Origin of the sequence: Borrelia coriaceae (genome assembly GCF_023035295.1) — a bacterium.
Classification (GTDB): Bacteria; Spirochaetota; Spirochaetia; order Borreliales; family Borreliaceae; genus Borrelia; species Borrelia coriaceae.
On record NZ_CP075081.1, the window covers coordinates 25,208 to 48,229 of the forward strand.

Annotated in this window: 34 protein-coding genes and 1 pseudogene; 2 read left to right on the forward strand and 33 right to left on the reverse strand. The window is 28.2% G+C overall.

The window, feature by feature from the left end; genetic code table 11:
* From bcCo53_RS05345 to bcCo53_RS05470, 27 genes and pseudogenes are all read right to left on the reverse strand, one after another.
* Positions 1-561, reverse strand: a complete 561-nt coding sequence (locus bcCo53_RS05345) for a hypothetical protein (RefSeq protein WP_025408762.1) — start codon at positions 559-561, stop codon at positions 1-3.
* Positions 562-576: 15 nt separating this feature from the next.
* Positions 577-873, reverse strand: coding sequence for a DUF685 domain-containing protein (locus tag bcCo53_RS05350; protein ID WP_025408763.1), 297 nt, complete (start codon positions 871-873; stop codon positions 577-579).
* A 15-nt stretch (positions 874-888) separates the two neighbouring features.
* Entirely contained in the window at positions 889-1,065 is a 177-nt protein-coding gene (locus bcCo53_RS08730; RefSeq protein ID WP_338390681.1) for a DUF735 family protein, read from the reverse strand.
* The gene (locus tag bcCo53_RS05355) at positions 1,029-1,496 is read right to left on the reverse strand and encodes a DUF735 family protein (RefSeq protein WP_277813761.1); all 468 of its coding nucleotides are present in this window, start codon (positions 1,494-1,496) and stop codon (positions 1,029-1,031) included. Before bcCo53_RS05355 ends, bcCo53_RS08730 begins: the two co-directional genes overlap by 37 nt.
* Positions 1,497-1,510: 14 nt before the next feature.
* Positions 1,511-2,392 (reverse strand): annotated as a pseudogene (locus bcCo53_RS05360) (DUF276 domain-containing protein).
* The gene (locus bcCo53_RS05365) at positions 2,389-2,721 is read right to left on the reverse strand and encodes a contractile injection system sheath initiator (protein WP_025408764.1); all 333 of its coding nucleotides are present in this window, start codon (positions 2,719-2,721) and stop codon (positions 2,389-2,391) included. The pseudogene bcCo53_RS05360 and the gene bcCo53_RS05365 overlap by 4 nt, the downstream one beginning before the upstream one ends.
* A 47-nt stretch (positions 2,722-2,768) precedes the next feature.
* Complete coding sequence (locus tag bcCo53_RS05370; protein WP_025408765.1) at positions 2,769-3,311, reverse strand: DUF777 family protein; 543 nt, start codon at positions 3,309-3,311, stop codon at positions 2,769-2,771.
* Positions 3,312-4,388 (reverse strand): DUF693 family protein, encoded by a 1,077-nt coding sequence (locus bcCo53_RS05375; RefSeq protein ID WP_025408766.1) that lies wholly within the window; start codon positions 4,386-4,388, stop codon positions 3,312-3,314.
* 4 nt (positions 4,389-4,392) lie between these two features.
* Complete coding sequence (locus bcCo53_RS05380) at positions 4,393-5,028, reverse strand: DUF792 family protein (protein WP_025408767.1); 636 nt, start codon at positions 5,026-5,028, stop codon at positions 4,393-4,395.
* Positions 5,029-5,032: 4 nt separating this feature from the next.
* Positions 5,033-6,388, reverse strand: a complete 1,356-nt coding sequence (locus bcCo53_RS05385) for a DUF759 family protein (RefSeq protein WP_025408768.1) — start codon at positions 6,386-6,388, stop codon at positions 5,033-5,035.
* Entirely contained in the window at positions 6,385-6,621 is a 237-nt protein-coding gene (locus bcCo53_RS05390; RefSeq protein WP_025408769.1) for a DUF1322 family protein, read from the reverse strand. The genes bcCo53_RS05385 and bcCo53_RS05390 overlap by 4 nt, the downstream gene beginning before the upstream one ends.
* Before the next feature lie 15 nt (positions 6,622-6,636).
* Positions 6,637-7,068 (reverse strand): DUF1473 family protein, encoded by a 432-nt coding sequence (locus bcCo53_RS05395; protein ID WP_025408770.1) that lies wholly within the window; start codon positions 7,066-7,068, stop codon positions 6,637-6,639.
* A 9-nt stretch (positions 7,069-7,077) separates the two neighbouring features.
* Positions 7,078-7,509, reverse strand: coding sequence for a DUF1463 family protein (locus bcCo53_RS05400; protein ID WP_025408771.1), 432 nt, complete (start codon positions 7,507-7,509; stop codon positions 7,078-7,080).
* A 2-nt stretch (positions 7,510-7,511) separates the two neighbouring features.
* Complete coding sequence (locus tag bcCo53_RS05405) at positions 7,512-8,642, reverse strand: DUF787 family protein (protein ID WP_025408772.1); 1,131 nt, start codon at positions 8,640-8,642, stop codon at positions 7,512-7,514.
* Positions 8,623-9,189 (reverse strand): DUF764 family protein, encoded by a 567-nt coding sequence (locus bcCo53_RS05410; protein ID WP_025408773.1) that lies wholly within the window; start codon positions 9,187-9,189, stop codon positions 8,623-8,625. The genes bcCo53_RS05405 and bcCo53_RS05410 overlap by 20 nt, the downstream gene beginning before the upstream one ends.
* A complete protein-coding gene (locus bcCo53_RS05415) occupies positions 9,186-9,560 on the reverse strand; it encodes a hypothetical protein (protein WP_025408774.1) in 375 nt (124 codons plus the stop codon). Before bcCo53_RS05415 ends, bcCo53_RS05410 begins: the two co-directional genes overlap by 4 nt.
* Complete coding sequence (locus bcCo53_RS05420; protein WP_051480082.1) at positions 9,551-9,940, reverse strand: DUF1506 family protein; 390 nt, start codon at positions 9,938-9,940, stop codon at positions 9,551-9,553. Before bcCo53_RS05420 ends, bcCo53_RS05415 begins: the two co-directional genes overlap by 10 nt.
* Positions 9,937-10,335 carry a DUF3890 domain-containing protein gene (locus bcCo53_RS05425; protein WP_051428627.1) on the reverse strand — a complete coding sequence of 133 codons (399 nt, stop codon included), beginning with the start codon at positions 10,333-10,335 and terminating at the stop codon, positions 9,937-9,939. The genes bcCo53_RS05420 and bcCo53_RS05425 overlap by 4 nt, the downstream gene beginning before the upstream one ends.
* Positions 10,336-10,357: 22 nt before the next feature.
* Positions 10,358-11,335, reverse strand: coding sequence for a hypothetical protein (locus tag bcCo53_RS05430; protein WP_025408777.1), 978 nt, complete (start codon positions 11,333-11,335; stop codon positions 10,358-10,360).
* Between the two features lie 12 nt (positions 11,336-11,347).
* Positions 11,348-11,923: a DUF228 domain-containing protein gene (locus bcCo53_RS05435; RefSeq protein ID WP_025408778.1), complete on the reverse strand. Its 576-nt coding sequence runs from the start codon at positions 11,921-11,923 to the stop codon at positions 11,348-11,350.
* 28 nt (positions 11,924-11,951) lie between these two features.
* Positions 11,952-12,542 (reverse strand): DUF228 domain-containing protein, encoded by a 591-nt coding sequence (locus tag bcCo53_RS05440; protein ID WP_025408779.1) that lies wholly within the window; start codon positions 12,540-12,542, stop codon positions 11,952-11,954.
* Between the two features lie 14 nt (positions 12,543-12,556).
* Positions 12,557-13,231: a DUF1357 family protein gene (locus bcCo53_RS05445; protein ID WP_051428626.1), complete on the reverse strand. Its 675-nt coding sequence runs from the start codon at positions 13,229-13,231 to the stop codon at positions 12,557-12,559.
* 11 nt (positions 13,232-13,242) lie between these two features.
* The gene (locus tag bcCo53_RS05450; protein WP_025408666.1) at positions 13,243-14,445 is read right to left on the reverse strand and encodes an anti-CBASS protein Acb1 family protein; all 1,203 of its coding nucleotides are present in this window, start codon (positions 14,443-14,445) and stop codon (positions 13,243-13,245) included.
* Between the two features lie 134 nt (positions 14,446-14,579).
* A complete protein-coding gene (locus bcCo53_RS05455; protein ID WP_028328250.1) occupies positions 14,580-14,984 on the reverse strand; it encodes a hypothetical protein in 405 nt (134 codons plus the stop codon).
* 125 nt (positions 14,985-15,109) lie between these two features.
* On the reverse strand, positions 15,110-15,808 hold the full coding sequence (gene bdr, locus bcCo53_RS05460; protein ID WP_025408668.1) for a Bdr family repetitive protein: 699 nt from the start codon (positions 15,806-15,808) through the stop codon (positions 15,110-15,112).
* Positions 15,809-15,847: 39 nt separating this feature from the next.
* Positions 15,848-17,200, reverse strand: a complete 1,353-nt coding sequence (locus bcCo53_RS05465) for a PBSX family phage terminase large subunit (protein ID WP_025408669.1) — start codon at positions 17,198-17,200, stop codon at positions 15,848-15,850.
* Positions 17,201-17,210: 10 nt separating this feature from the next.
* The gene (locus bcCo53_RS05470) at positions 17,211-17,756 is read right to left on the reverse strand and encodes a DUF603 domain-containing protein (RefSeq protein ID WP_025408670.1); all 546 of its coding nucleotides are present in this window, start codon (positions 17,754-17,756) and stop codon (positions 17,211-17,213) included.
* A gap of 148 nt (positions 17,757-17,904) precedes the next feature.
* Between bcCo53_RS05470 and bcCo53_RS05475 the strand changes: the two genes are divergently transcribed.
* Positions 17,905-18,318 carry an Mlp family lipoprotein gene (locus bcCo53_RS05475; protein ID WP_025408671.1) on the forward strand — a complete coding sequence of 138 codons (414 nt, stop codon included), beginning with the start codon at positions 17,905-17,907 and terminating at the stop codon, positions 18,316-18,318.
* Positions 18,319-18,848: 530 nt separating this feature from the next.
* Positions 18,849-19,586 carry a site-specific integrase gene (locus bcCo53_RS05480; RefSeq protein WP_041178839.1) on the forward strand — a complete coding sequence of 246 codons (738 nt, stop codon included), beginning with the start codon at positions 18,849-18,851 and terminating at the stop codon, positions 19,584-19,586.
* A 225-nt stretch (positions 19,587-19,811) separates the two neighbouring features.
* Here the strand turns inward: bcCo53_RS05480 and bcCo53_RS05485 are convergent, their stop codons facing one another.
* The 6 genes from bcCo53_RS05485 to bcCo53_RS05510 are packed head-to-tail and all read right to left on the reverse strand — an operon-like array spanning position 19,812 to position 22,835.
* Complete coding sequence (locus bcCo53_RS05485; protein WP_025408672.1) at positions 19,812-20,081, reverse strand: DNA adenine methylase; 270 nt, start codon at positions 20,079-20,081, stop codon at positions 19,812-19,814.
* A complete protein-coding gene (locus bcCo53_RS05490) occupies positions 20,078-20,494 on the reverse strand; it encodes a DUF261 family protein (protein ID WP_025408673.1) in 417 nt (138 codons plus the stop codon). Before bcCo53_RS05490 ends, bcCo53_RS05485 begins: the two co-directional genes overlap by 4 nt.
* A gap of 29 nt (positions 20,495-20,523) precedes the next feature.
* Positions 20,524-20,865, reverse strand: a complete 342-nt coding sequence (locus bcCo53_RS05495) for a hypothetical protein (RefSeq protein WP_025408674.1) — start codon at positions 20,863-20,865, stop codon at positions 20,524-20,526.
* Between the two features lie 25 nt (positions 20,866-20,890).
* Positions 20,891-21,286 carry a single-stranded DNA-binding protein gene (locus tag bcCo53_RS05500; protein WP_025408675.1) on the reverse strand — a complete coding sequence of 132 codons (396 nt, stop codon included), beginning with the start codon at positions 21,284-21,286 and terminating at the stop codon, positions 20,891-20,893.
* Positions 21,279-21,473, reverse strand: coding sequence for a hypothetical protein (locus tag bcCo53_RS05505; RefSeq protein ID WP_246938413.1), 195 nt, complete (start codon positions 21,471-21,473; stop codon positions 21,279-21,281). Before bcCo53_RS05505 ends, bcCo53_RS05500 begins: the two co-directional genes overlap by 8 nt.
* A 21-nt stretch (positions 21,474-21,494) precedes the next feature.
* Positions 21,495-22,835, reverse strand: coding sequence for a DUF244 domain-containing protein (locus tag bcCo53_RS05510; RefSeq protein ID WP_025408677.1), 1,341 nt, complete (start codon positions 22,833-22,835; stop codon positions 21,495-21,497).
* Between the last annotated feature and the right edge of the window lie 187 nt (positions 22,836-23,022).

Genomic DNA, 23,022 nt, shown 5'->3' on the forward strand with positions numbered 1-23,022 from the left:
TTACAATTTAACAAGCAAAGGGGTACCACTGACGTTCTTTTGCATGTACCAACCTTCTAAGATGTTCCCATGAAAACCCACACCCCCGTTTACACTTGAAAGCCTAAATAAACCTCTTTTTTGAGAAGAAGAAGAATATCTATATTTAATGCTTACTATTTTATTCGCTTCTCGATGTGAACTAGATATTGCTTCAACCTTGACAATTAAATATATGGGTTTATCATCATCAGAACTATCTGCTTCTATAATAATCTCAGCATGTTGATTTCTTTTATCTGAATCCTCAAAATCAAAAATGTAACGACCGTATTTTAGACTAGACATGGATACAGTGTTTCTATAATATCCATCACCACTACTATAACTAGGTGGTTTGATTGTAGTAGTACTATTTATATTAAAGCTACTGCTAAGGCCAGTAAGGTGTTTTTGTACTTTTATTTTTTTAAAGGATGAATAGCCATAGAGAGTTATGAATGAATGATCATCAGTTAAAGATGATTCTTGAGATAAACTATCTGTAAAAGCATCTTTAGCTTGTGATTTGATAGTATCCATAACACCCGATTCATTTTATTTCAATTTATTCGTAACTTTTTGATAAACTTGGTCTATAAATGATTGATCTTCTAATAGTTCTTTAGCAATAGTATTTTTAATGATTGTTTTAAAATAATCAAGTCCTGTTTTTTCAAAGGTTTCTTTATTAAAATTTGTAAGAAAATTTTTTATAGTAATAGCATTACAAGCTGAAAATCCATCATCTAATACTAAAAGGTCAGTAAGTTCAAATTTGCTTACTCTATTAAGGTCTTTGATTTCAATAGCATCATCATACTGTATAACATCTTGTTGTTCTTGATTTGGCATAAAATCTCCTTTTTGTTATGTTTTAAATTGCTTTATATATTGATTTTTATGGTTTTGTATCCTTAATACCCTTCCAATTGGAATAAGCTTTTTAATGAATGCGTAAATTGAATTCTCATAACCTTTAGGAAGCAATCTTATAGTCCAATATTTTCTTACAATCTGTCCATTCTTTTTAGTTCTGAAAATAATTCTTTTATGTGGATATCCCCCTTTTTAGTACTACCTACAATTAATACAATGAAATTAGTTTTAATGTGATTTTTAAGTTTGATATTAATAACACCGGGTGCTGTAGTAGTAGGTTCAACATCAACATTAAGAAATGCCTTAAATAGCCTTATAAATGACTCATGAGTTCCAATATGACGAAGAGCAAAGATTACACTGTCAATATTATTGGCAAGCATTTCAAGTGATTGGCTTCTTGAATAAATGATTTGTAATATATCACATAACCAAAATGCTATAAATCTTGAATTTAGATATTGGCTAGCATTAATATCTTCAAAATTAGCAATAAGGTCTTTAACTTCTGTAATGACTTGGTTTATAAATGCAATTTCAGTATCTATTATTTTTTCAACTTGACTATCTTTAAGAAATGACGGTGTTTTGATCATATAATTTCCTTTTTTTATGAAGTAATATCAATTAAGAGCCTATCAGCAGTGAAATCTAAATCAAGGATTTCATTTGGTTTAATTTGTATATCCTTATTTGTTTTAAAATGGCTTTTACTAATCTCATTAATTTTTGTATTCAAATTGTTTTTTATTGCAATAGAAACATCAATACAGTGCATACCCTTAATTTCATTAACGGGAGCAAAAAAATCTTGATATTCAAAGCTAATACCCATATCTCCATAATTATTATTTTTAATTCGAGTATAAATTTCCCTAATTCTAGAATCAATGTTTAGATAAATGTGATTTTCAAGCCTTACTTTATATTTACTCTTAAGATAAGCATATTTGCGTTTACCAATTGATATTTTGTAATCAATTTTTTGATTATTTTCATTCATTCCATCTATGAGAATATTGCCTTGAAAGACAGTACCAACGGGACATGTAAAATAAAGTGCTTCCCAAATTTGAGCTTTAAGATTAGAGTCTGTGATTTGATTTTTCCTTGAATTTGTAAGTGAATCATCTAATATCACGTAAATATTAGCTTTACCAGCTTCACTTGTAATATTTACATTATAAATCCCATTAATCTTAAGTAATGCACTCTTTACAGCCTCATAAGTAGTACTTTTAATACTTATGTGTTTTTGTATATCATTCCAATAAGGGGGGTCTGGCTTTAGCAAATTGAATAGTTTGTTAACTTAATTCATTAACTCATATTCTTTTAAAGAAAGGGATATTGCAATAATGTTGTAAATAGAAGATGGGTCATCATTAATTACAATTCCATATGTATCTCTTAAGTATTCACGCTTCATATCAATTATTTGTTGTATTTCTTGTTTTGAAAAACCATAATCAGAATCAAATAATATGCTCATATTGCAATCTCCATATCCAAAGTGTCATTTGGAAAATAAAATGTAATGTTCATTGCGTTTTTTAAGATAATTGTTTTGATTTTGATAACATCAATTTTAAGTTCTTGTATGATACTTGAGAAGTAAGTTTCAATTTGTAATAGAGAACTTGTCTTTGCAAACTTTGTGAAGAATACATAATCAAATCCCCAACTTGGGGCATATTGAAGACTACCTTTTGGTGTCTTTAGAAAAAGGAATAAACGTTGTTTTTGTTCATTTATCCCATTAGTTAACACTAGATCATTTTTGAAAAGTAAATTAAATTGATTATCGATCTGTATATCCAATCTTTAACCCTCAATCTATGAAGTATATTCCTTTTTTAGCAAAAACTTTATTTTAATAACATGTTTATTTTAGTTGTAATATTTGGGATATTAGTATAAAAACTAGGTTCTACTGTAGCCTGCCCAGTGACTCTTAAATTGTATAGACACGAAACAATTTCTTCTAATACTTCTCTTAAACTTGTATTGTTAGCTTTAATATCAATGGGGTTTTGTATGTCAATTTCAAAGTCATTAACCTTAATGGCAGCATTTTGCATATCAACTGGTCTTAGAATGTAGAAGTAGTTTTTATCAAAGTAATTGTCATCATTTTCATCAAAAAGGTTAATACTACTTTGAAGAAGTATAACTTTGTCATCTTCTTTAAGATTAAAATGCATATTGGATATATTACGTGTCTTAATCTCTAAGTCATCATATCCAGTTAATAAAACAATACCGTCTTGAGTAGAGATGTTAAATGATTTGATAATTCCTATTTTAGATATGAATATATTTTTATAAGTCCATAGTTTTATCTCTTCTTGTGTTAATGCTGATCCTTTCATTTGGCTATTCATTCTGTATAATTCATAATTAATATGCATTTATTTAGCTTCTCCTTTAATATTTAAATAATTAGAATCATCATAAAGCTTAAGAAAAAGTGAACACTTACCATTATTGCTTAACGTAGCATTAGTCTGTAGGATACTTGTCTTGATTTCTTTGCCAAGTCCATCAATAAATTTAACTTTATTCCCAACTTGAAGTTTATGTGTGTACATAATCTTTGCATTCCAATATATAAGTCTTATATTCCTAGTACTTCCAATAGTAATTTCTTGTTGTGGGATGAATTCAAGTCCAAAATCTTCAAGTGATAAGTACTGTGTAGCTTGTTCTTGAGGTGTAGCATTAGTAAAAATGTAATTGCATTCAACATGACTGATTCCCAAAGCTGCTTCTTTAATAAGTTGTTCATGCCCTTTAATTCCAATATCTGTTCTAACACTTTGTACATACTTTTTAGTTATTTTTTCAATAAACTCAAGAGGGGTGTTTGCATTAAAACTTTCAGTTAGAATTTGATTTCTATCCTTATAACTCATATTGATGATATTTCTATTAGGAAAAGCTTTCTTAATTGCATTTTCTACAGTCATTCCTTGAAACTGATTTATTTCAAGCTTACGATTGAAATAGTTACTCTTTGTTGCTAAATGAATTTCAAGATCAACACTAAAATCACCACTGGTGTAATCAGTGCTCATTGGAACACCAAGATAGCCTGCCATGATAAAATCATAATCTTTAGAATCCCAAAACTTTTTATAAGATATTCTTACAATATCTCCTTCATTTACATTTTCAGTAAAATCTATGTTTAAGTTCCAAATAGTTAGTTTGCCTTTTTTTCCACATACATAGTTATTACTTGAATAAGTATCAGATATTGATATGTCGATATATATTCCATCTTCAGTTAAAATTACAATTTTGGGTTTTTCTTCTGATTTAGCATTTTCATTTTCATTTGGATTTGTAGGATCATTAGGCTGGGCTTTATGTTTATTAGGCTGAACTGTAGGTTTATTAGGCTTATTTGTAGGATCATTAGGCTGAGCTTTATTTGAACTAAAGAATTCAATTTTAAAATCATATTTGATAAGTCTAGATTCCATAATATCATCCCTTATATACTTGAAATGTTTTAAGAACTTCTAATGTAAGACTAATTTCAACCTCATCAAGGTATACTGTGTCTCTAAGTGTAAGAGATGTAATGGCAACTACGCCTCTAAATCCTAAAGATGGGCTGTACAGAGTAAATGGTACACTTGCTTCAACTCTATTAATAAGTTGTTGTTTTGATAAATTACTAGTATGTGGAAAAATTGACCTGCCCGATGCGTTATTAACTGACCATTCAAGCATTTCTTTATATGCACTGGTTAGTATTCCATTATTTAATGTGATAATTTCACCAGTGAAAATTGGATTGTAGCTTACATATCCTGCTTTGCGTGTGTAGTAGTCAATTACGGGCCTTTTAGAGCATGTTGTACTATAGCTTGAACTTATCAGTTCAGTTTTAGGTAAAATAAAAAAACCTTGTGGTACGTATCCAAGTCCCTTAAAGTCCATTCTTGGACATAGAATTAAGAAATTATATGCCATAAACACACTAGAAAACTCATTAAATGTTTCTTTAAGAATACTTGTCACTTGAGATGGCGTGAGATTTAAGAAATCTAGTGTTGCCTTTACTGGTGATGCGTCTTTATATTGATGAATAAAATCTGTTGTAAATTGTGATATCATACTTCTATCCTGGTGTTTTTATACTTGCGTCTGTTTCTAATTTTGTTTCAGTATCAGTACTTGAGAGTGGTGAATGGCTATGATCTGTTTCATCATCGCTTCCAAAAAATGATTTGTAAACCCAACTAGGTAATACTAATTTAAGCATTTTCATTGTCATCTTTTTTAGCCATTCGTTTATATTACCGAAAAAACTTTTTAGTGATTCGATTAAAGGATCTGAAATATGAGTTTTAAATGAAAAACCTTCAGCCCATTCTACTATCTTAAGTACAGCATCAAGTAATGGTTGTAAAGCCTTCGAAGTAAGTTCTGAAACTTTTTCCTGCGTCTTTTTTATGCTGGATTTAGTCTTTTCCGTTGTACTTGTGTAGTTAGGAATCCCTAGTAAATTCCAATCCTTAATTACTTCTTTTAGTTGATCCACTCTATACTCAAGAGCTTGACTTGTTGCTAGTGTGTTATATTCCATTTTGGATTGTTCATTATATTTATTAGTAAATTCTTTAAATGAGCTCATAATATCATAAAGAGGCCCGCTTTTTCCTTGTAGGAATTCAACTACTGCTGTAACAGCAGAACTACTATCCTCAACAACCCCAGTAGATTTAAGCCTAGCAGCAAACATTACTGCACTTTGAAGATTCTGTTGAGTATTCTGACCTAAGAATTGTAATTCTTTTCTAAGAACCCCAGCTGCATTTAAGAATTCTTCTCTTTCTAAATCACCTTCAAATCCTGAGAGGTCTTTGAGATTTTGATCAATTAAGCTTTTTTCACCTTTTGTAAATAGTCTTGAAGTAACTGCTCCTAACTTACTTACTTTTGCTTTTTTTTCTAACGCTCCAAGGGCGAAATCAAATGCGCCTTGAGCGACCATTGCAGCAGCACCACCCACTGCAGCTCCAAGGGCAGTTCCAAGCGCAATGCCACCAACACCCGGCCCACCACCAGCACTCATACGTTTTTTCATAGCTTTACGAAGCGCTGCGTCTTTATGCTTTCCACTTTTCATTTCTTCATATTCCAATTGTCTCATATCTTTATCAGACATGAGTGAACGCTTGAATGCTTTTTTCCTAGCATCTTCAAATTTGTATCCTAGCTTAACAAGTTTTTTAGTTTCTTTAAGTCTAAATTTTTCTACATTTTCTCTTAAGCGTTCATATTTTGTTTGTTTGGATAGTTCAGTTTTCTTTTGAGATAAGTTATGTTTTAATATGTCTTTTGTACTTCCAAGGGATGTTCTTTTGGGTTTAATTAACTTTTCAAGTTTAGCTATGTCTTGTTCTAAGGCCTTACGAGTTATTGCATGATCAAGTACACCCTTAAATTTAATTGTGAAGTTTGTATCATTCATAATATACCTTTACTAAGAAACATTTCAAATATTTGTTTTTCAAGTTTAAGTTCAGATATTTTATTAACTTCCATTAAATCTTTATAATTTAATTTTTTTACTTCATTGACACTACAAATACCCATGATAATTGGAAAAAAATATTTGTTCTTTTTTATCTTTTCAAGTAGATTAAAATATGAATGCTTAGTTTCATTGAATAGTTTCATATATTCATTACTATTGCTTTTCATAAGTTTTAAACATCCTTATATTTTGATATTTTTGATATTCTGTATTATCTGTTCATAATTCCAACTATCATCAATGTAATCAAATTGTACAAACCCATCAGCATTATTTAGATAATGACTTAAGTAAACAAATGATGGTTTTTTAAAATCGGGATCTAATTTGAATGTATCAAACTGAATTGAGTAAAGTATTGCAGTAAGATAATCTTTGTAGTAAGCAATGTATTTTCTATTTTCATTTAAAATGAAGTAAAACTCATCTAAAAAGTTAGGTTTAATCATAAGATCTGTTATTGCTTTTAGGTATTCAAGTTCATTAAGTTTTTCAAGACCATAATTTTGTGAAAATCCTAATATAGAATCCCACTTGTAAACCGGCAGCACTTTTACTTCAAATGTGTGAGTTTGATCCTTGGTTAATATATTCATTTTATATCTTGTAATCATAAAGCCTCCTTAATTATTGTTGGGAGCATCAACTGTACAGTTAACTGCTCTTATTTCAAAAGTAACTTTTTCAGCTTCAGCTGAGTAATTTCTAGATGGTTCTTCTGAAAAGAATGCATATTGAGATATGATTTTGATGTCTTGTAAATCATTGAATGCTAAAGATAACATCTTTGCATTTTTACTTTTACTAATATCATAAAATTGGTCTTTTGCAAGCTTTGTTAGCAGTTTGTACTCATAAGATCCAATTGTAACTTCTATGTTGAATATAAAAACAATTGTTCTAGGGTCTCTAAAGCTAATTACAGGAAAACCTCTGTCTTCACTACTAGCTACTGCTCTTGTTGTAGGTTCACTTGTGAGTTCTAATTTCCCACCTTGAATTTCAACCCCACCAATGAAAAAAACTATATTTGATAAATCATAATATTGTGACATTTCTAAACCCCCTCTAGGCTATTTATATAACTTTGTATATCTTCAGCCGTAATGTTTAAAACAACAGAATTCATGGAGTAGTTATAAGTAATCTCTATTGATAAGCAAAGCTTTAATTGAGGTATTGGTGATATTTCAATTTTAAGGTTAGAATAAGAGACAATTATATGTTTATCAATGAAACCTTTAAGCATGCATTCAATAGCAGCACTGTAAGCATTGTCTTTTTCACCCGATAATTGTAAAGCTGATAATTTACTGTTTTGTCTATTATTAACATTCCATACTCTAATAAGTTCAGATGTGAGCTCATATTTGATATAGTGATAAGTAAATAATTCATCAATTGCAGTTCCTTGAAGAGTTACACCTTCTTTAAAAGCTTTAACCCCATCAAGTCCCGTTTCATTAAGCAATGAGTAAAAGTTAATGTTAGCTTTTCTAAGTTTACTAATCTCATTATCATCAGTAATAGGATCTACACCATTAAAATTAAGTCCATAAGGATTTACAGCATGAAACATATTAGCTTCATGTAAGTATTTAGATATAAATCTTAAATGTAACTGTTCTTCTTTTTTGGAATGAATAACAATAATTTTTTCTTTGGAATTAGTATTAGAGTTAAATAATTTGTTTATTTCAGAGTCTTTAGTTGCAAATACAAAAAAGTGCTTATCATCTTTAAAATTTGTATAGTCTTTTTCATAAATAGCAAGGCCATCATCACCATTAGTATCTTTATAAGTATTTATAAGAACAACAAAAGTATATCTATGTTTTTTAAGTTGGTTTTTAATTTCCTTTGATTCTGTACCCTCTTTATATATGAGGAGTTTAACTGATTTTAATCCTTGATCCCTTGAAGAGAAGAATGCTTCTATTGCTTTATTTAGATATTCCTTTTCTTTGTCAAAGTCTTCATCACCATTTTTACCGTCTTTTTCAAGTGCATTAATTTGCTTTTCAAAATTATTTATATTCAAATTTAGTATCTTAACTTTAAGTTGTGAACCTTTTTCTTCTGCTTTAATCTTTGAACATTTATATACTAACAATGGATTGTAATAATTTACATGTTTTATATCTAAGGCTTGACGAGTTAAATTGACATTAATGGTGTCTTGTGGCATTTTTGTTCTCCTTTAACTTTTCTATAATCTGTGCATTAGCTTTAAAGTTTTGACTACAACAATAAGCAGCATTGCTATAATTGGAATCAATTTTAATAAGTCCATTGTTTTGCATATTTGTTGTAGGATAGATATATAAGTTAACCCTAATTGAGTATTTATCATCATCTTCTTGTTCTAGTGTTAACTTACAAGTATTTTCATGAATAAAATCAGTTAACAAACTATAGATTTGAAGCATGGTGTAATATGAATCCCTATCTTTAGAATCTATAACTTGACTTAAAATAAATATTTGAAAATGCAAACTAAATTCATTTACATTAGAGTAAAATTCACCGCATCTTGAATTTGGTATTAATAAGTTGTCTATATTTTCAAATTTAACTGCACATATATTTTCAGACTTGGTAGTGTGTTTAGAGATGTATGGATGATTATATGTATGAATTATGTCTAAGCTTATTCCTAATTTCTTAATGACTTCTTTAAAACTTTTTAGATAATCTAGTAAACAAGTATGTATAGCCTTAATATTGAGTATCATTGGTTTATCCTATAACTAATAGAATTAAGCATATTTGCAGTATCAATTAATGTTGATCTTGGGTAAGATGACCCTTTTCTTTTCTTATATGCAATGGTTTTAGCTTGTATTTGAGGTTTTACTTTATTTGATACAACATAATTAGTGTAATAAGTAATAAAAGCCTTTGCTATGGCTTGCATACCTTTTTTAGGATGTTCCATGAAGCAATTTCTTACATAGTTTGTATCTATATAATTCTTAAATCCCATTTCATTAGCAACAGCATATAAGTGTGATCTTGAAGGTAATTTGCTACTACCAAATTCATGCATACGAGCAATTTTTGCATTTCTTTTATCAAACCAACCAATCTCAATCTCTATTTCCATTCTATTACCTTCAAAATGATAGTGAGATAGCCAATACTAGAGTCAATACTAACTATTTCATAAAACATATTAGAATCTGATATTCTATCTTTAAGTTCAAACTCTAAATTGGATGTAGTATAAAGTTTATGAAGTGACTTTATGTCATAAAGATTAGTATCAGATAAATTGGTAAGTTCATCTGATACTATACTAAAAAATACGCCTTTAAACTGCTCAAAGTTGTTCTTATCATATGTCAATTGATAATCTGATAAGTCTTCTGAATAAGAATATGAGCCTTTATAGAGTTTGAGTGTCTCTTCATTCTCAAAGTAAGAGATTACTCTTGATGCTAAGCTTGCTAGTCTAGTTCTAATACTATTATTATGTGTCATCATTTGAGGATTCCTATACAACAAGTTGGATTAGTTGTTTGGCTTTTAAGACTACTAAGTAAAGATTCAAACTGATTACAAAAACTTGTGTTTGCATTAGATTCATTGCCAATAGTAGGATAATATGAAATTTCAAGCTCATTAATCTTCTCATTTTTGATACGGTTAAAATCAAATTCACGTATAAGACCAGTCTGATTTAGTTTACAACCTATATAGTAATAAAGTAGTAATATCAGATGTGAGGAGGTAAGCATGTCAGCATTAATTCCTTTGGTAGTTATTATCATCTCAAGTAATTCTGTATAAGTTTGAAATTGGGTAAATGATAATACTTCTTCAGTTAAATTAAGTAAACTTAGTATTTTACTATGAAGTGTTTGCAATTCTGATGACATATTTACCCTCTCCTTACTAATCTTACTTTTGCTTAATATCAACCTTTAAAATAATATTCTGTGTTGCTATGAGGCCACCTAGTACAAAATCAATGTATGAATGGGCAATATCAGTTGAATCTTTATCAACTTGTTCATTTGGCATTGGTAACATGTATTTACTTGGCTTTAATTTAATTAATTCTGAATTTAATGGGTAAATTAATATCTGATTTGAGAGTAAGTTAGATGTTTGGATATATACTTCTTGTCTATTATTAACAGCCTTAATAGTCTTGATAAGGAAATCTTCCCATGAATCAGTTGAAGAATAAATATTAGATGATGGAGGTTCACTTGATACTGAATAAGGTTTAACTAGTTTTAAACTTGTTACGGGATCAACTAGTACCATAAATGGAGTAGAAAACTCATCACCAAGTTCTAATTTTCCAAGTCCTTCTTCAATCTTTTCAAAGATCTTATCCATTTTATTTTTATCACCATTACCTACTTCTTCTTGAATTTGGTTAGGCATATTAAGAAGGCCATACATATTAGGAAGCATACGTTTTTCATTCTTACCATCTTTTTGGATTGAAACAGAACCAGTTAATATAAAGTGATTTATAAGTTTAACAATCTCATTACTTGCTAACTTATATGCTTCTTTAAATGGAAGTAAATTGTTATTTACATCACCCGCATAATCATTATTTTTATAAAATCCTTCAGAACCTTGTTTTAAATGTCTAAACTTATATTGTAATTTAAGATAGTTAAGTCTAACTGATTCTGAACGGAACCCAATAGTAGCAATAGTATTAACTTCATTTACTAATGTTGTTGGATTAGCATTAAGAAAGGCATCCCATTTTATTGTTTTTAAGTAACCTATCTTGATATCTACATCTTCAATTTGGTCATTAGAAAACCAATCATAGAATGCTGGCATTTTTACTTCATTAAATATATTTGCTATTTCTTTAGCATAATAATTTTGATCATATAACTCTGACATCTCTAACCCCCTTTAATTTGCTGCTTTGCATTTATTTCCATAAATAGCTACATGTACCATGAAAAGCTTTTGATCAGTACCATCAAGTGAAATTGAATCTGATAAAGCTATGGCATTAATTTTGCTACTATTTGAATCATCTTTTTCAAGCTGACCATCTTCATTGAATTTAAGCTTGGATTCTTTCTTAACCTCACCATCTTTTGCTACTAAATACCCAGTAAAGTTATTTGTAATAGGAATTACTGTAGCAGTCTGTGTAAACTCATCTATGTCTGTGCATATACCATAAAGGTCATCACAACCCCCGGCCTCAACATGAGGTTCATAGTGTGGTTGATTTTCTTCTTCTTTATCTACAACTAGTTTTACTCCTCTTTTATATGGATAGCCTTTAAAGGAGTAATTTTCTAATTTGTCATTCTTACTAGTTAGAGTCCCACCTTGATTAGAGAAGTGTAAATTTTTATCTCTAAAATCAACCTTATTACTAAAAGTACTAGCATCACTAGTAGGGTTCTTCATTTGCTTTTTTAGATCTTTTGCCTTTTCTTGATATTCAGTTACTAACTGAGTTATATTTGACACTTTAACCTCCTTAGCCAATTAATTCATTCTAAAGATCGCATTTACTACCATAAATGGCTATTTTTATTAAATACAGCTTATAATCCTCTTGATCTTTTTTAGATATGTCATCAGTAAGATTTAATGTAAATACATTTGATAATGCAATAGCTTTAATTGGTACTTGTGAATCATAAGATGATTTAATAACTTTTCCATCTGAATCAAAATCTAACTTATCACCAATAGAAATACCATCAGAACTTCTAGAAATTACATATCCTTGGAAATTATTTGTTATTGGTATGACTGTAGCAGTTTTTGTAAACTCATCAATATCAATGCATATACCATACAAATCATCACAACCCCCGGCTTCAACACAAGGTTCACTACCATCTTCAAAAGATAACTTAACACCACGTTTATATGGGTATCCTTTAACGGGATAATTTTCTAATTTGTCAACACTGCTAGTTAGAGTACCACCTTGATTAGAGAAGTGTAGATTTTTATCCTTAAAACCTATATCTACATGAAAAAGCCCAGCATCTCTATTAGGATTTTTCATTAGATCTTGTATCTCTTTTACCTTTTTATCATATTCTTCTTTAAGTTTAGCTATATTTTCTTGTGGCATATATACTCATCTCCTTAAGCAGTTTTTTGTTTTCTAGATTTGTAAAATTGATTTCTTCTTTCTTTATAAGCATTAGCAATAGAAATACTAAACTCACTAAAGTTTTGAGGAGTAAAATTAGAATCTAATAGTGATATATCCTCATTTGTTAAGGCTAGTTTAATCTCACCTTTTGAATTGACACTTGTAGATTGGATTCTTTTCTTTATATTTACTTTAGCAAGGTTTACAAGTTGTTCAAGTAATTCACCATCTAAGTGACTAGTATCTCTTACCTTAGAAATGGCATAAATTTCTTCAATGGGCACATATTTTCTAACAAGTTCCCTACGCTGTGCTTGCATTATGTCTTTTAATAAGTATCCCTTAGCAAGTAATGTCTCTTTATTAAAATGACTACTTAAATGCTTACGAGCTAAATTATCAATCTCATTAATACGAGAAGCTTCACTTAATAATTTATTTTCTTCTTCTAAACGCGCTTGTGACTCTGAAAGTTCTTTTGATATCCTTTCATTAATAGTTAAATTCTTACCTTCAGATTCTTTTGATGCTTTATATGCCTTATACTCTTCATATTCTTTTAAACTTAAAGTAATACTGTCTGTATTCTCTTTATTACCCTCTGTATTTTGAATTAAAGTATCTTCTTGTGTACTAGCTACATTTTCTTGTATTTCTTGGTTCATAAACTCTCCTTCTAGATTTCATAAAAAAATAATTTTGATCTTAAAGACTCAAGTTCACTTTTACTTAATGTATTACTTGCTTCTAATTCCTTGTATTTAAGGGTTAATTCTATCAGTCTAGAATCTCTTTCATACTTTTCTTCTTCAGTAAGAATATGCAATGAGTTAAATCTAATGTCTAAATAATAGTATTTGTTAAGTTTACTGTTACAACTAATTTCTAATTCTTCTTGAACACCTTTTAAAAAGTCATAATAATTAGATCTGTCCCCTTTACCATCACTACCAAGCCCCTTAACTTGTTCATTAAAGCTTCTAGTTAAAGGCTCCTTAGTATCAGCACCTATCTTTGCTTTTACTAATGCTAAAGCCTCTTTTAAATAGGTTATGTCATACTTAATAACTTCAAGTGAAGCATCTGATGTACCACTATAAAATATACCTTCATTATTTAAATTCCCTTTAAGTCTATATAATTCTCTTTCAAGTTCATTATTTACACCTTTAAACTTGCTTACATGATGCTCATCATTACTTCTAAATATATTAGTAAATAAACTTCCCTTATCAACACTTCTAGTTAGAAGATCTAGAGATGTTTTAGCATTAACTAAAGCATCTTGTAATTCTACTAATGCTTCATCTTTATAAAATAAAAAATTATGATTCTTGATTCTCTTTTCTATTTCTTTATATATTTGTTCAAAAAGATATATATTAAGCAAAAAGCTTTGTGTATAACATGGACTGTATGCTTTAAGTATATAGTCATAATTAGAGTGTATTATCACTCTACTCTTATGAATCTTTATTTCCTTATAAGATATATTATCATTTTCATTTACTTTCAAATTGTATGTTATATAAGTAGCATCAGGCCCCTCATCACGAACACTATTATAATCAAGATACATAAATCCAGTAGGAAATTCCTTATTTACTTCTAAGTGTAAATCTTGTAGTTGGTCTTCTGTTTTAACTAAAATATACCCAACACCATTGAAACGGTAACTGATTATGCACTGCAATAATGTTGCTTTTAATTCTATTTTTAACGCATCTAAAGCATCTTCAATAGACAAGGAAGTTGGAATTACACTATTTAAAGTGATCCCATTCTTAAGAACATCCTCTGCTACATTTGAGATGTAATTTTTAAAGAATATTGAATACTTGTATAGGTCTTTAGCATGAACTTTGAAATCTAATCTCATTTATTCTTATAACCTTTAACCATATAAAATATACTGCAATACTCAGTTTTTGCTAAGTATTTTTAACAAAAAAAATAAGGGTTGTGGAAAAAAGTTTGTTGTTTAAATATGACTTTAAAAAGGTGATAATTAATTTACATCTTATTTAAAAATAAATATACTGATAGTGATATTAATACTGTTACTAAAATAATGATTATATCAGTACCAATATCTGATCTTGATCTATTCCTTAAATTGTTTATCTTTACATTTAGATTATTATCTACATTATCTATCTTATTATTTAAATCTTTAATATGTGATCTTAATTCATTCATTACATTCTCTATCTTTACATCAAGATTATTTTCTGCTACAACTACGCATTGACCTCTTTTTTCCTCAGTCAATACCAAAGCAGACTTATCATCAGCTGGTCTATAATAATAAGTAGCAAAAACTTTAGTATTAATTCCCAACAAAATAATAAACATACTAATATTGGGAATTCTTTTAATCATTATGTTAGATAAAAATAAAAAACTGTTCTTAATCATAAGTATTAAAAATCCTTCTCCATTAAAATTTGTTAAACCTAGCAAACCACATACCATTAATTAATGGACATGATAATAACTAATTAACATTAGCTTGATCACAATAATTTGCATTATTAACTACCCTACTTAAATATCAAAGTTAATAATATTCCTAAACACATAGTAATAATTGTTCCTAACATCCAATCATGCACTCTTAACGTACTCTTAAGTTCCATCTTATTAAGGTCTATCTTGTTATCTAATTCATTAAACTTAGTATCTATCTTATTATCTACATTATCTATCTTATTATCTAACTCCATCTTGTTAATGTCTATCTTATTAGAGAGCTCATTAAATTTACTATCTATCTTTACATTTAAATTATTCTCTACATTATCTATTTTATCTTCTAGTTTCTTCTCTACATTATCTATTTTATCTTCTAATCTTTTTTCTACACCATTTATTTTGTCTTCTAATCCCTTCTGTACACCATTTATTTTGTCTTCTAATCCCTTCTGTACACCATTTATTTTGTCTTCTAATCCCTTCTGTACATCATTTATTTTATCTTTTACACCATCAATCTTCTGTTCTAATCTCTTCTCTACACCATCAATCTTCTCTTCTAGTTTTTCAAATCTAAAATTAAAATTATTTTCTAAATACTCAATATCTTTGTAAGTAAGTTCATTATGGTAATATCTTTTAGAAAGATCATTTGCAATAAACTCTTGCATTCCAAGCCTTATAAATTCTTGATAGATCATATCCTCAGTTATATGACCATTAAATATTTGTACACTTCTAACAGACTGTAATGATGATTCTTGCATATAATCTCCTTATTTAATTATTATATAATATTTTATGCATTATAGGAACCTTATTTTACTAAAATGGGCTTTAAGAGAGCGCATATTTAGACTTAACAACATATATGATGCTGAAAGACTATCTAATGAATCATCATCACTCTTACCATCCCCTTTATATTTATACATATCTGATATACTTGATTTACTTGAATAGTCTAAGATACTAAGCTTTGAGGTTGCTAAGGGTTCTATTAGTGTAGCAATTCTTGTAAATTTATTACTTATAGGTTTTATAGGTCCAATTCTAAACTTATGATTCATACTTGATCTAAGTTTTAAAAAGGTTTGTGTTACATTCCCATGGCCTGATATATTATCTCTATCTTCAACATAAAGGGTATGCACATTTAGATTTGCTAATATAGTTTTAATTGTGTTTAACACCTTAGGATCACCAAATGGTAGTTTTTCTTGAAATAGAAATGCATAATACTTATTATCTACTCTTTCTAATACACAAAGTGCAGTATTATCACCACCAATACTGTATGCGGGGTCTAGATATGCTATTGGATTTACAAATTCATGCTCACTTGTAATATTAATATTGGTAAATATAGCATCACACGGAGCAACCCATTCACCTAAAAGGACTTTGGCTTTATATGTGGGCTTGTTCTTATAAATTTCTTCTTGTGTTTTAATAAATTCTTTTGAAATTAGATTATTATCATAAGTTGTAAAGTTATATGTAGAATAAGTATTAGTATTATCAATATAATCAGTTTTAAAAAAATGATCTGGACTATCTGGATTAGTATCAAAAATAATTGTTTGCATACCCACTCTAAGTCTTTTTAAACATTCTATTAATGTTTCTTTATGTAGAGTTGTTGCTTCATTTACATATATAAGAGCTGAGTTGCTTCCTCTAAATCTTTCAAAATCACTGGCCTTATCACCACCATAAAGGTTAACCCTTAATGAATCAAGTTCAAAATATGATGTATTAGAAAACTTAGGTAAAAATGGGATATTTAGCATATTAGCAAGCTTTTCAAATTGACCTAAAACATTAATCTCTAATGATTTTTGTGAATTACCCAATATAAAATTATTGGTATCTTGTTTATATAAATTTCTATTCCTAAGTAAAACTTTTAAGAACAAATAACATGCTAAAAAGGTTTTACCACTAGCAATGCCACCACTTAAGATAATTTTACTTTGATTATTTCTTTCTATACTGCGTATTACTTCAAATTGTTTTTTAGTTAAATATTTACTTTCAAACCCTTTAAAATCAACTTCTACTTCTTTAAACTTAATATACTTTAATATATCAATCCCAAATTCACGTTTATAATCACTTTGTATTTCTTTAAACATTGGTAATTTATATATATCCATTTCTTAACCTTTAAACTTGAAATTTAAAACGTGATTCTACATCTGTTGCTTTTAGCTTTTGCAGCATCTCATAATACAACTGCATTTTCTTAACTTCTCTTTCCTTTTTAAGTTGTGATAGTTGAAGTGTTAAGTCTTGATTACTATTTTCTTCTTGTGAATGCTTACACTCTTTAGAAAGACTTGTGATCTTGGTTTCTATTTGGTCTATTTGATCATCATGAGTTTTAAGTTCTAACTCTACATATCTACTAAATGAATTTATAAATTCTATTCCTAGAAGGCTACGAGCCATACTAAACTGACTCTTTAAATCACGGGCTTGAGCATTACTACTTGTAGCATGAAGTAAGATATTAGTTAGAGTATCTTGATGAATAGTAAGTTTATTATTGTTAACATATTCAGAATTGTCTTTAACCGCTTCCCATTTGTGTCTCATTTTACTTACATTTGCTTTTGAGACACCCATTTCCTTTGCAATATTAGTGTCATTAAGCTTTCCTTCTTTAAAATACACAATATAATCATCAAATGATTTTTTGAATCTACTCATACTCTTTAACACAAGTTAACCATTAAGTTAACATAAACTTTATAACAAAAAAATAAACTTTACAAAAACAGTAAATACTTATAACAACTGAAATATAACAATCAAAATTGAGATAAATTTCTACAATCATGATGATAAGGAGAGTTACATGAGTAAAATTAATCTTATTTTTGTTTCATTACTACTAATGGGTAGTTGTTACAAATATGATCTTACAAACAAACCCAAAAGTAGAAGTACAAGAGAAGTACAAGAAGAACAAACAGAAGATATACAAGAAAAACCCGAAGCAGTATTAAGATCAAAATTAAATGATACTGAAAAATCAAGTCTAGATTTCTTAAAACAAGCTTTAGGTAATGATGCTAAATTTAATAAGTTTGTATTGTTAAATGAAAGCAAAGTTAAAAATGCACTTAAACACATACAAACTGAACTTGAAAAGTGTACTGAAGAACGTAAACAAACTTTCAAAGAAGTAGTTAAAGGATACTTTTCTGATAAAATGGATGAAAGCAAACTAGATGGTTTTTCAAATGGCGCAGTAAGCACATGTAATTAACAATAAAGCTAGTATATATCAAAAAACATAGTATATTGATAAGTAAGATCTTAAATAAATAATCATCTTTACTCAAAACAAATAAAAGCACGACTCATATCAAAGTTGTGCTTTTTTAATAATAAAGATGTTAATAGAGAGTAGTAATTGTAAATGAAAAAAAGAATAAATTAAACTCATTACAAAAATGGTAAAGGGAACAAAAAAGTTAACCACAAGTTAACTGATAGTAAGAAGTTAAAATTTGCAAGCATAAACACACCACTGCAACACATTAACTTATTAAAAGAAATCATAAAGTAGATACAAAGTAAATAGTTTAGTATTTGTAAATAAAAACAAGAAGTATGTATAGATATTTCTTGGCCTTATGTCTTTAAATAGTTTTTAATCTTTAAATAGATACTCTAAAAGAAATATTTTACATACAATGCTAAGCATCTAAATTTGACTTTAAGAGTAAGTATTTGCTACTATTTTTATAGCTAAATTTATATATTTTTAATGTGTTTAGTTAACTTGTAAAGTACATGCAAAAAGAACATTTAATTAATAAGTTAATAAAGCAAAATACACAATTAAATGAAGAACTCGGTCTACTAAAAACCAAGCTTAAAGATAAAAAAACCAAGCAAATAAGAAGTATTCCTATAAGATTTTATCTTAATGATAAGATAATAAGACTAGTAAAGAGATGTATAGAAAAACTTAAAGAAAAAGATCCAATCTCGGGATGGTTTGTATACTTACTCTCAATTACTGGTTGTAGAGGTGTTGAGATTCAAAATGTAAAACTTACTGATATCTCTAAAGAGAGGAGTAGTGATGGTGAAATGTTTTATTCTATTCGTGTAAATGTAGCTAAAAAAAGAAATAGTATATGTATAAGAGAAGTAATAATTAGCAAATCTGAATTCAACTCTATAATGCAAGCGCATCAAAACTACTTTCTATCTAAAGGAAAAGACTCAAGGCGTACATATCTCTTTCAAAAAAGTAAAATTAAATTTAGAGACAATAAAATTAATATAAATGAAATTGCAATTAGGTTTAAAGCATTACTAGTTAAAGCAGGCTTTAAATATCGCAAGTCATTACATATATGCCGTAATATATTTATAGCATCACTTAAAGCTAAAGGATATAATTCATTTGAAATAAAAGAACTTATGAAATACTCATCCACTTCTGAAATTGATAATGTCTATGGCCTATCCAGTGCTAGTAAGATACAAGCTTACAAAGATATCAAAAATAGCTTAAACTGACTTCTATTTTTTTATAAAATATAATAGCATTACCTATATAATTCAATTTCCTACAATTTTAACCAACTTTTCTTTCAAAATAATAAATACCTAAAACCAAACTGGGTATTCATTATTTTGAGGATTTACTTTTTGTTAAACTATAGTTTTTGATAAAAAAATAGTGTATAATAATTATAAATGAAAAGCTATACAAGTAATTGATGACTTAAAGTCTCTATTTTTTTATATATAACTTCTCCTTATAACTCTGTCATAAATAATTGCTTCTCTTATACCTCTGTAAAGCAAATCAGGCTCTTGTTTTAAAAAATAAAAAAGCTTGTATATAAACTTAGAATTATCAGTGAGTATGATATAACAAGCTAATAGTTTTGCAAAAAATATAAATCCAGTACCAAAAAATCCTTCGATATATAAAGTATGTTTAGGAAAAAGACTTATAATGTTGGCTTTGTACCTATACTTACTTCCTTCTCTATTTAATAATTTCAAATTTTATTAAATACCCTTTTTGATGTAACTTGATATTCCTTACCTTTTCCATCAAGACATAATGAGTCATAACACACTAAGGAATTATTAGTTGCCATAAAATGATAACCCTCAATACCTTTGATTTTAACTTCACTTATTTCAAATTCATTCAATTTACATTTATAAGAATGGTGTTCCCATCTTACATCACTATTAATACCATAGTATTTAAGTATTTTGCATGGATTTAAAATAAAACAATTGCATTTCATATATCCCAAATCAACAAACTTGTGATAATTAACATTAATATCATTGATACTAAACTGTAATTTCTTAAAGTTTGCTATGTAATAATGAAGAGATAAAAAGTAACATCCCCAGCGCTGTATCTGAAGAACTAGCTTGGGATCATCTTGTTTTACCCACATCTTTAACCTTTAACCTCCTTCTTAGAAACTTAAGCTATCTCTATAGAAGTCCCTAAACTTAAAGCCTCATCAAACAAACACAACATTCGATCTAAAAACATAGATAATTTAAATGATTTATTTACAAAGATACTATTCTTATTAATCTTGGTTATTCCACATTCAAAAGCTTCTTCATAATCTTCTTTGCAAAATCCCAAAAATACATCTAGACACCACTTAGCATTTCCGATAGTAAACCCTTGCTTATTAAGATTTTCAAACATAATGTCTCCACACTCATCTTTTCTATTAAATAAAATATCTTCAAAATCATTACTATTCCTAATCATTTCTTTTAAAATCTCACTCTTAAAGATAACCTTACCCAAATTTAAACTCCTTAACTTTTAATCATTAAAACGGAATATCTTCATAAAACTCTTCTTTAGAATTAGTATCACTAGTTACTTGGATATTATGATGAGAACTTAGAACTTGAATCTCATTAACTAAAATACTGTACCTGGTTTTATGCTCACCAGTACGCTTACAAGACCAACTCTCATGACGCAATGACCCATTAATTACAACTTGTGCTCCTTTGGTAAGGAGTGAAACTAAACTCTCAGCTCTCTTACCAAATAAAACACAATCAAAAAATTGAGTATGATTAGTGAATTTATTATCTTTCTTAAATACCCTATTATTAGCTAAAGTAAACCTCAAAATAGGAATTTTATTACCAAGGTAAGCAATTTCACAGTCCCTAGTTAAACGACCCGACATACTTAAACAATTAATATCAGACATTAGAATTTTCCTTATCATTTAATCTATTTAACATTTCCATACGTATTAAATCATGTTCGAATCGTTTTAGGTCTTCTAAAAATTCTTGTCTTGAGCATAGATTATAAACTACTCTCTCTATAAACCTTTTGCAAAGTCTACATAGGAACCCTACTAGCTTATAAAATATAAATAAAAACACTATCATACAGCCCATGTGCTTCCTCTCCTAAACAGCACTTGAAATAAATGTAGACCAATCATTATCTAAATTAAAACTACTAAAATTGAAATTAATATCACCACCTAAAGACTTAAATCTATCCTTAATAGCTCTCTTAGTTGTATCTATAGAGAATAGACTACCTTCAAAACAATAATGTATATGTTCAAGTAAATAAAAGTCCCCTAAAACTGAATTTATGCATAATTTAAGTTTATCTCTAATAGGCTTTGTTATCTTATCTAACTCTAACTTATGTTTTTCCTTAGTTGCATTCTCTACTCTGTTAATCTCACACTGCAAAGCACTAATCTCTAATAAGCATCCTTTTAAACGTTGATTCTCATCATAATCAATCTCTAGATCAACAGACTTTACAAAATCTAAAAAATTAATCTTATAATTAGACTTAGATAATTCCTTATATATTTCACTAGCTTCAAATAAATTCTGTATAAGAGCACTTAACGTGTCTAAGTCAACATTTTTAATATCACAATTTTGTTTTAAATATCTAGTAATACGACTAACTTCCACTTCAAGTCTTTGAAGATCAAACATTACCTTACTAATAAAAGCATCATTTCTATCTATTACACAGTTAATAGCATCATTACCTATGATGAAGAACAAATTACCCTTACTTAAACCAGTACATGCAAGCTGAACCTGAACTTGAACATAGTATTTAAAGAAATACTTATTTTCTAGGAAATTACCTGTTTTATTATATTCAATAACAGCACTTTTTAAATCAATGGAATCACTGCATTTAATCTCAAGTAATTCTGCTTCACCTTCTTTATTTATAAACCAACCATCAATTGTAGAACCTATTAAATTGTCTTCCTTACCATACTTTTTGAAATAATTATACTTATCTATCCCATTAGCATATTTGTTTTTGTATAAAACCTCTATGTTATCAGAATATATACGTACAAATTCATCAAATGCTATATTTTCTAATATCTTACCCTTTCGCATGCTTAAATTATCTTGAAATGGAATTTCCCTATCTATAGATTTTAAAATCCTTTCAAGAACAAGTTTTGAAACATGATCAGTACCAATAAACATGCTTCCAACTTCACTTGCACCCATACGCTTTAAAGATTGTCTTTGAACACTAAAATCAACTTTACTATTAAACTTAAAACATTCATTCTTACCAATTCTTGATAGCTTGCGACATATTTTGTTTATTTTACTGGTGTTATTTTGTTTGCCTTTAACCTGTTCTTGAATTTGATACGCAAATGTTTCAAAACCTTCAAACATTTTTTGACTGTATAAACCAAGATTATTCACCTTAACCTCTACCTTCTCTTTGTTTACATTTATCATATTGAAACTCCTGTTTTTATGTTATAACAAAAAATAATATAGCAAAAAATTGTTTTTGTCAAAATTTTTGATATATTAATTTTGTTAAATTAAATAAAAAAACATTTTTATTAAAAGAAAAGTTTACTTTATAGTGACAATTGCGTTATCATGAATAACAACAATTCACATAAAACAGGAGATTTAG

What these genes read in the sequence shown, in the direction of transcription:
- bcCo53_RS05345 (WP_025408762.1), bottom strand. Translation starts at nt 561, where the DNA reads ATGGATACTATCAAATCACAAGCTAAAGATGCTTTTACAGATAGTTTA.
- bcCo53_RS05350 (WP_025408763.1), bottom strand. Translation starts at nt 873, where the DNA reads ATGCCAAATCAAGAACAACAAGATGTTATACAGTATGATGATGCTATT.
- bcCo53_RS05355 (WP_277813761.1), bottom strand. Translation starts at nt 1,496, where the DNA reads ATGATCAAAACACCGTCATTTCTTAAAGATAGTCAAGTTGAAAAAATA.
- bcCo53_RS05370 (WP_025408765.1), bottom strand. Translation starts at nt 3,311, where the DNA reads ATGCATATTAATTATGAATTATACAGAATGAATAGCCAAATGAAAGGA.
- bcCo53_RS05375 (WP_025408766.1), bottom strand. Translation starts at nt 4,388, where the DNA reads ATGGAATCTAGACTTATCAAATATGATTTTAAAATTGAATTCTTTAGT.
- bcCo53_RS05380 (WP_025408767.1), bottom strand. Translation starts at nt 5,028, where the DNA reads ATGATATCACAATTTACAACAGATTTTATTCATCAATATAAAGACGCA.
- bcCo53_RS05385 (WP_025408768.1), bottom strand. Translation starts at nt 6,388, where the DNA reads ATGAATGATACAAACTTCACAATTAAATTTAAGGGTGTACTTGATCAT.
- bcCo53_RS05390 (WP_025408769.1), bottom strand. Translation starts at nt 6,621, where the DNA reads ATGAAAAGCAATAGTAATGAATATATGAAACTATTCAATGAAACTAAG.
- bcCo53_RS05395 (WP_025408770.1), bottom strand. Translation starts at nt 7,068, where the DNA reads ATGATTACAAGATATAAAATGAATATATTAACCAAGGATCAAACTCAC.
- bcCo53_RS05400 (WP_025408771.1), bottom strand. Translation starts at nt 7,509, where the DNA reads ATGTCACAATATTATGATTTATCAAATATAGTTTTTTTCATTGGTGGG.
- bcCo53_RS05405 (WP_025408772.1), bottom strand. Translation starts at nt 8,642, where the DNA reads ATGCCACAAGACACCATTAATGTCAATTTAACTCGTCAAGCCTTAGAT.
- bcCo53_RS05410 (WP_025408773.1), bottom strand. Translation starts at nt 9,189, where the DNA reads ATGATACTCAATATTAAGGCTATACATACTTGTTTACTAGATTATCTA.
- bcCo53_RS05415 (WP_025408774.1), bottom strand. Translation starts at nt 9,560, where the DNA reads ATGGAAATAGAGATTGAGATTGGTTGGTTTGATAAAAGAAATGCAAAA.
- bcCo53_RS05420 (WP_051480082.1), bottom strand. Translation starts at nt 9,940, where the DNA reads ATGATGACACATAATAATAGTATTAGAACTAGACTAGCAAGCTTAGCA.
- bcCo53_RS05425 (WP_051428627.1), bottom strand. Translation starts at nt 10,335, where the DNA reads ATGTCATCAGAATTGCAAACACTTCATAGTAAAATACTAAGTTTACTT.
- bcCo53_RS05430 (WP_025408777.1), bottom strand. Translation starts at nt 11,335, where the DNA reads ATGTCAGAGTTATATGATCAAAATTATTATGCTAAAGAAATAGCAAAT.
- bcCo53_RS05440 (WP_025408779.1), bottom strand. Translation starts at nt 12,542, where the DNA reads ATGCCACAAGAAAATATAGCTAAACTTAAAGAAGAATATGATAAAAAG.
- bcCo53_RS05445 (WP_051428626.1), bottom strand. Translation starts at nt 13,231, where the DNA reads ATGAACCAAGAAATACAAGAAAATGTAGCTAGTACACAAGAAGATACT.
- bcCo53_RS05450 (WP_025408666.1), bottom strand. Translation starts at nt 14,445, where the DNA reads ATGAGATTAGATTTCAAAGTTCATGCTAAAGACCTATACAAGTATTCA.
- bcCo53_RS05455 (WP_028328250.1), bottom strand. Translation starts at nt 14,984, where the DNA reads ATGATTAAGAACAGTTTTTTATTTTTATCTAACATAATGATTAAAAGA.
- bdr (WP_025408668.1), bottom strand. Translation starts at nt 15,808, where the DNA reads ATGCAAGAATCATCATTACAGTCTGTTAGAAGTGTACAAATATTTAAT.
- bcCo53_RS05465 (WP_025408669.1), bottom strand. Translation starts at nt 17,200, where the DNA reads ATGGATATATATAAATTACCAATGTTTAAAGAAATACAAAGTGATTAT.
- bcCo53_RS05470 (WP_025408670.1), bottom strand. Translation starts at nt 17,756, where the DNA reads ATGAGTAGATTCAAAAAATCATTTGATGATTATATTGTGTATTTTAAA.
- bcCo53_RS05475 (WP_025408671.1), top strand. Translation starts at nt 17,905, where the DNA reads ATGAGTAAAATTAATCTTATTTTTGTTTCATTACTACTAATGGGTAGT.
- bcCo53_RS05480 (WP_041178839.1), top strand. Translation starts at nt 18,849, where the DNA reads ATGCAAAAAGAACATTTAATTAATAAGTTAATAAAGCAAAATACACAA.
- bcCo53_RS05490 (WP_025408673.1), bottom strand. Translation starts at nt 20,494, where the DNA reads ATGTGGGTAAAACAAGATGATCCCAAGCTAGTTCTTCAGATACAGCGC.
- bcCo53_RS05500 (WP_025408675.1), bottom strand. Translation starts at nt 21,286, where the DNA reads ATGTCTGATATTAATTGTTTAAGTATGTCGGGTCGTTTAACTAGGGAC.
- bcCo53_RS05505 (WP_246938413.1), bottom strand. Translation starts at nt 21,473, where the DNA reads ATGATAGTGTTTTTATTTATATTTTATAAGCTAGTAGGGTTCCTATGT.
- bcCo53_RS05510 (WP_025408677.1), bottom strand. Translation starts at nt 22,835, where the DNA reads ATGATAAATGTAAACAAAGAGAAGGTAGAGGTTAAGGTGAATAATCTT.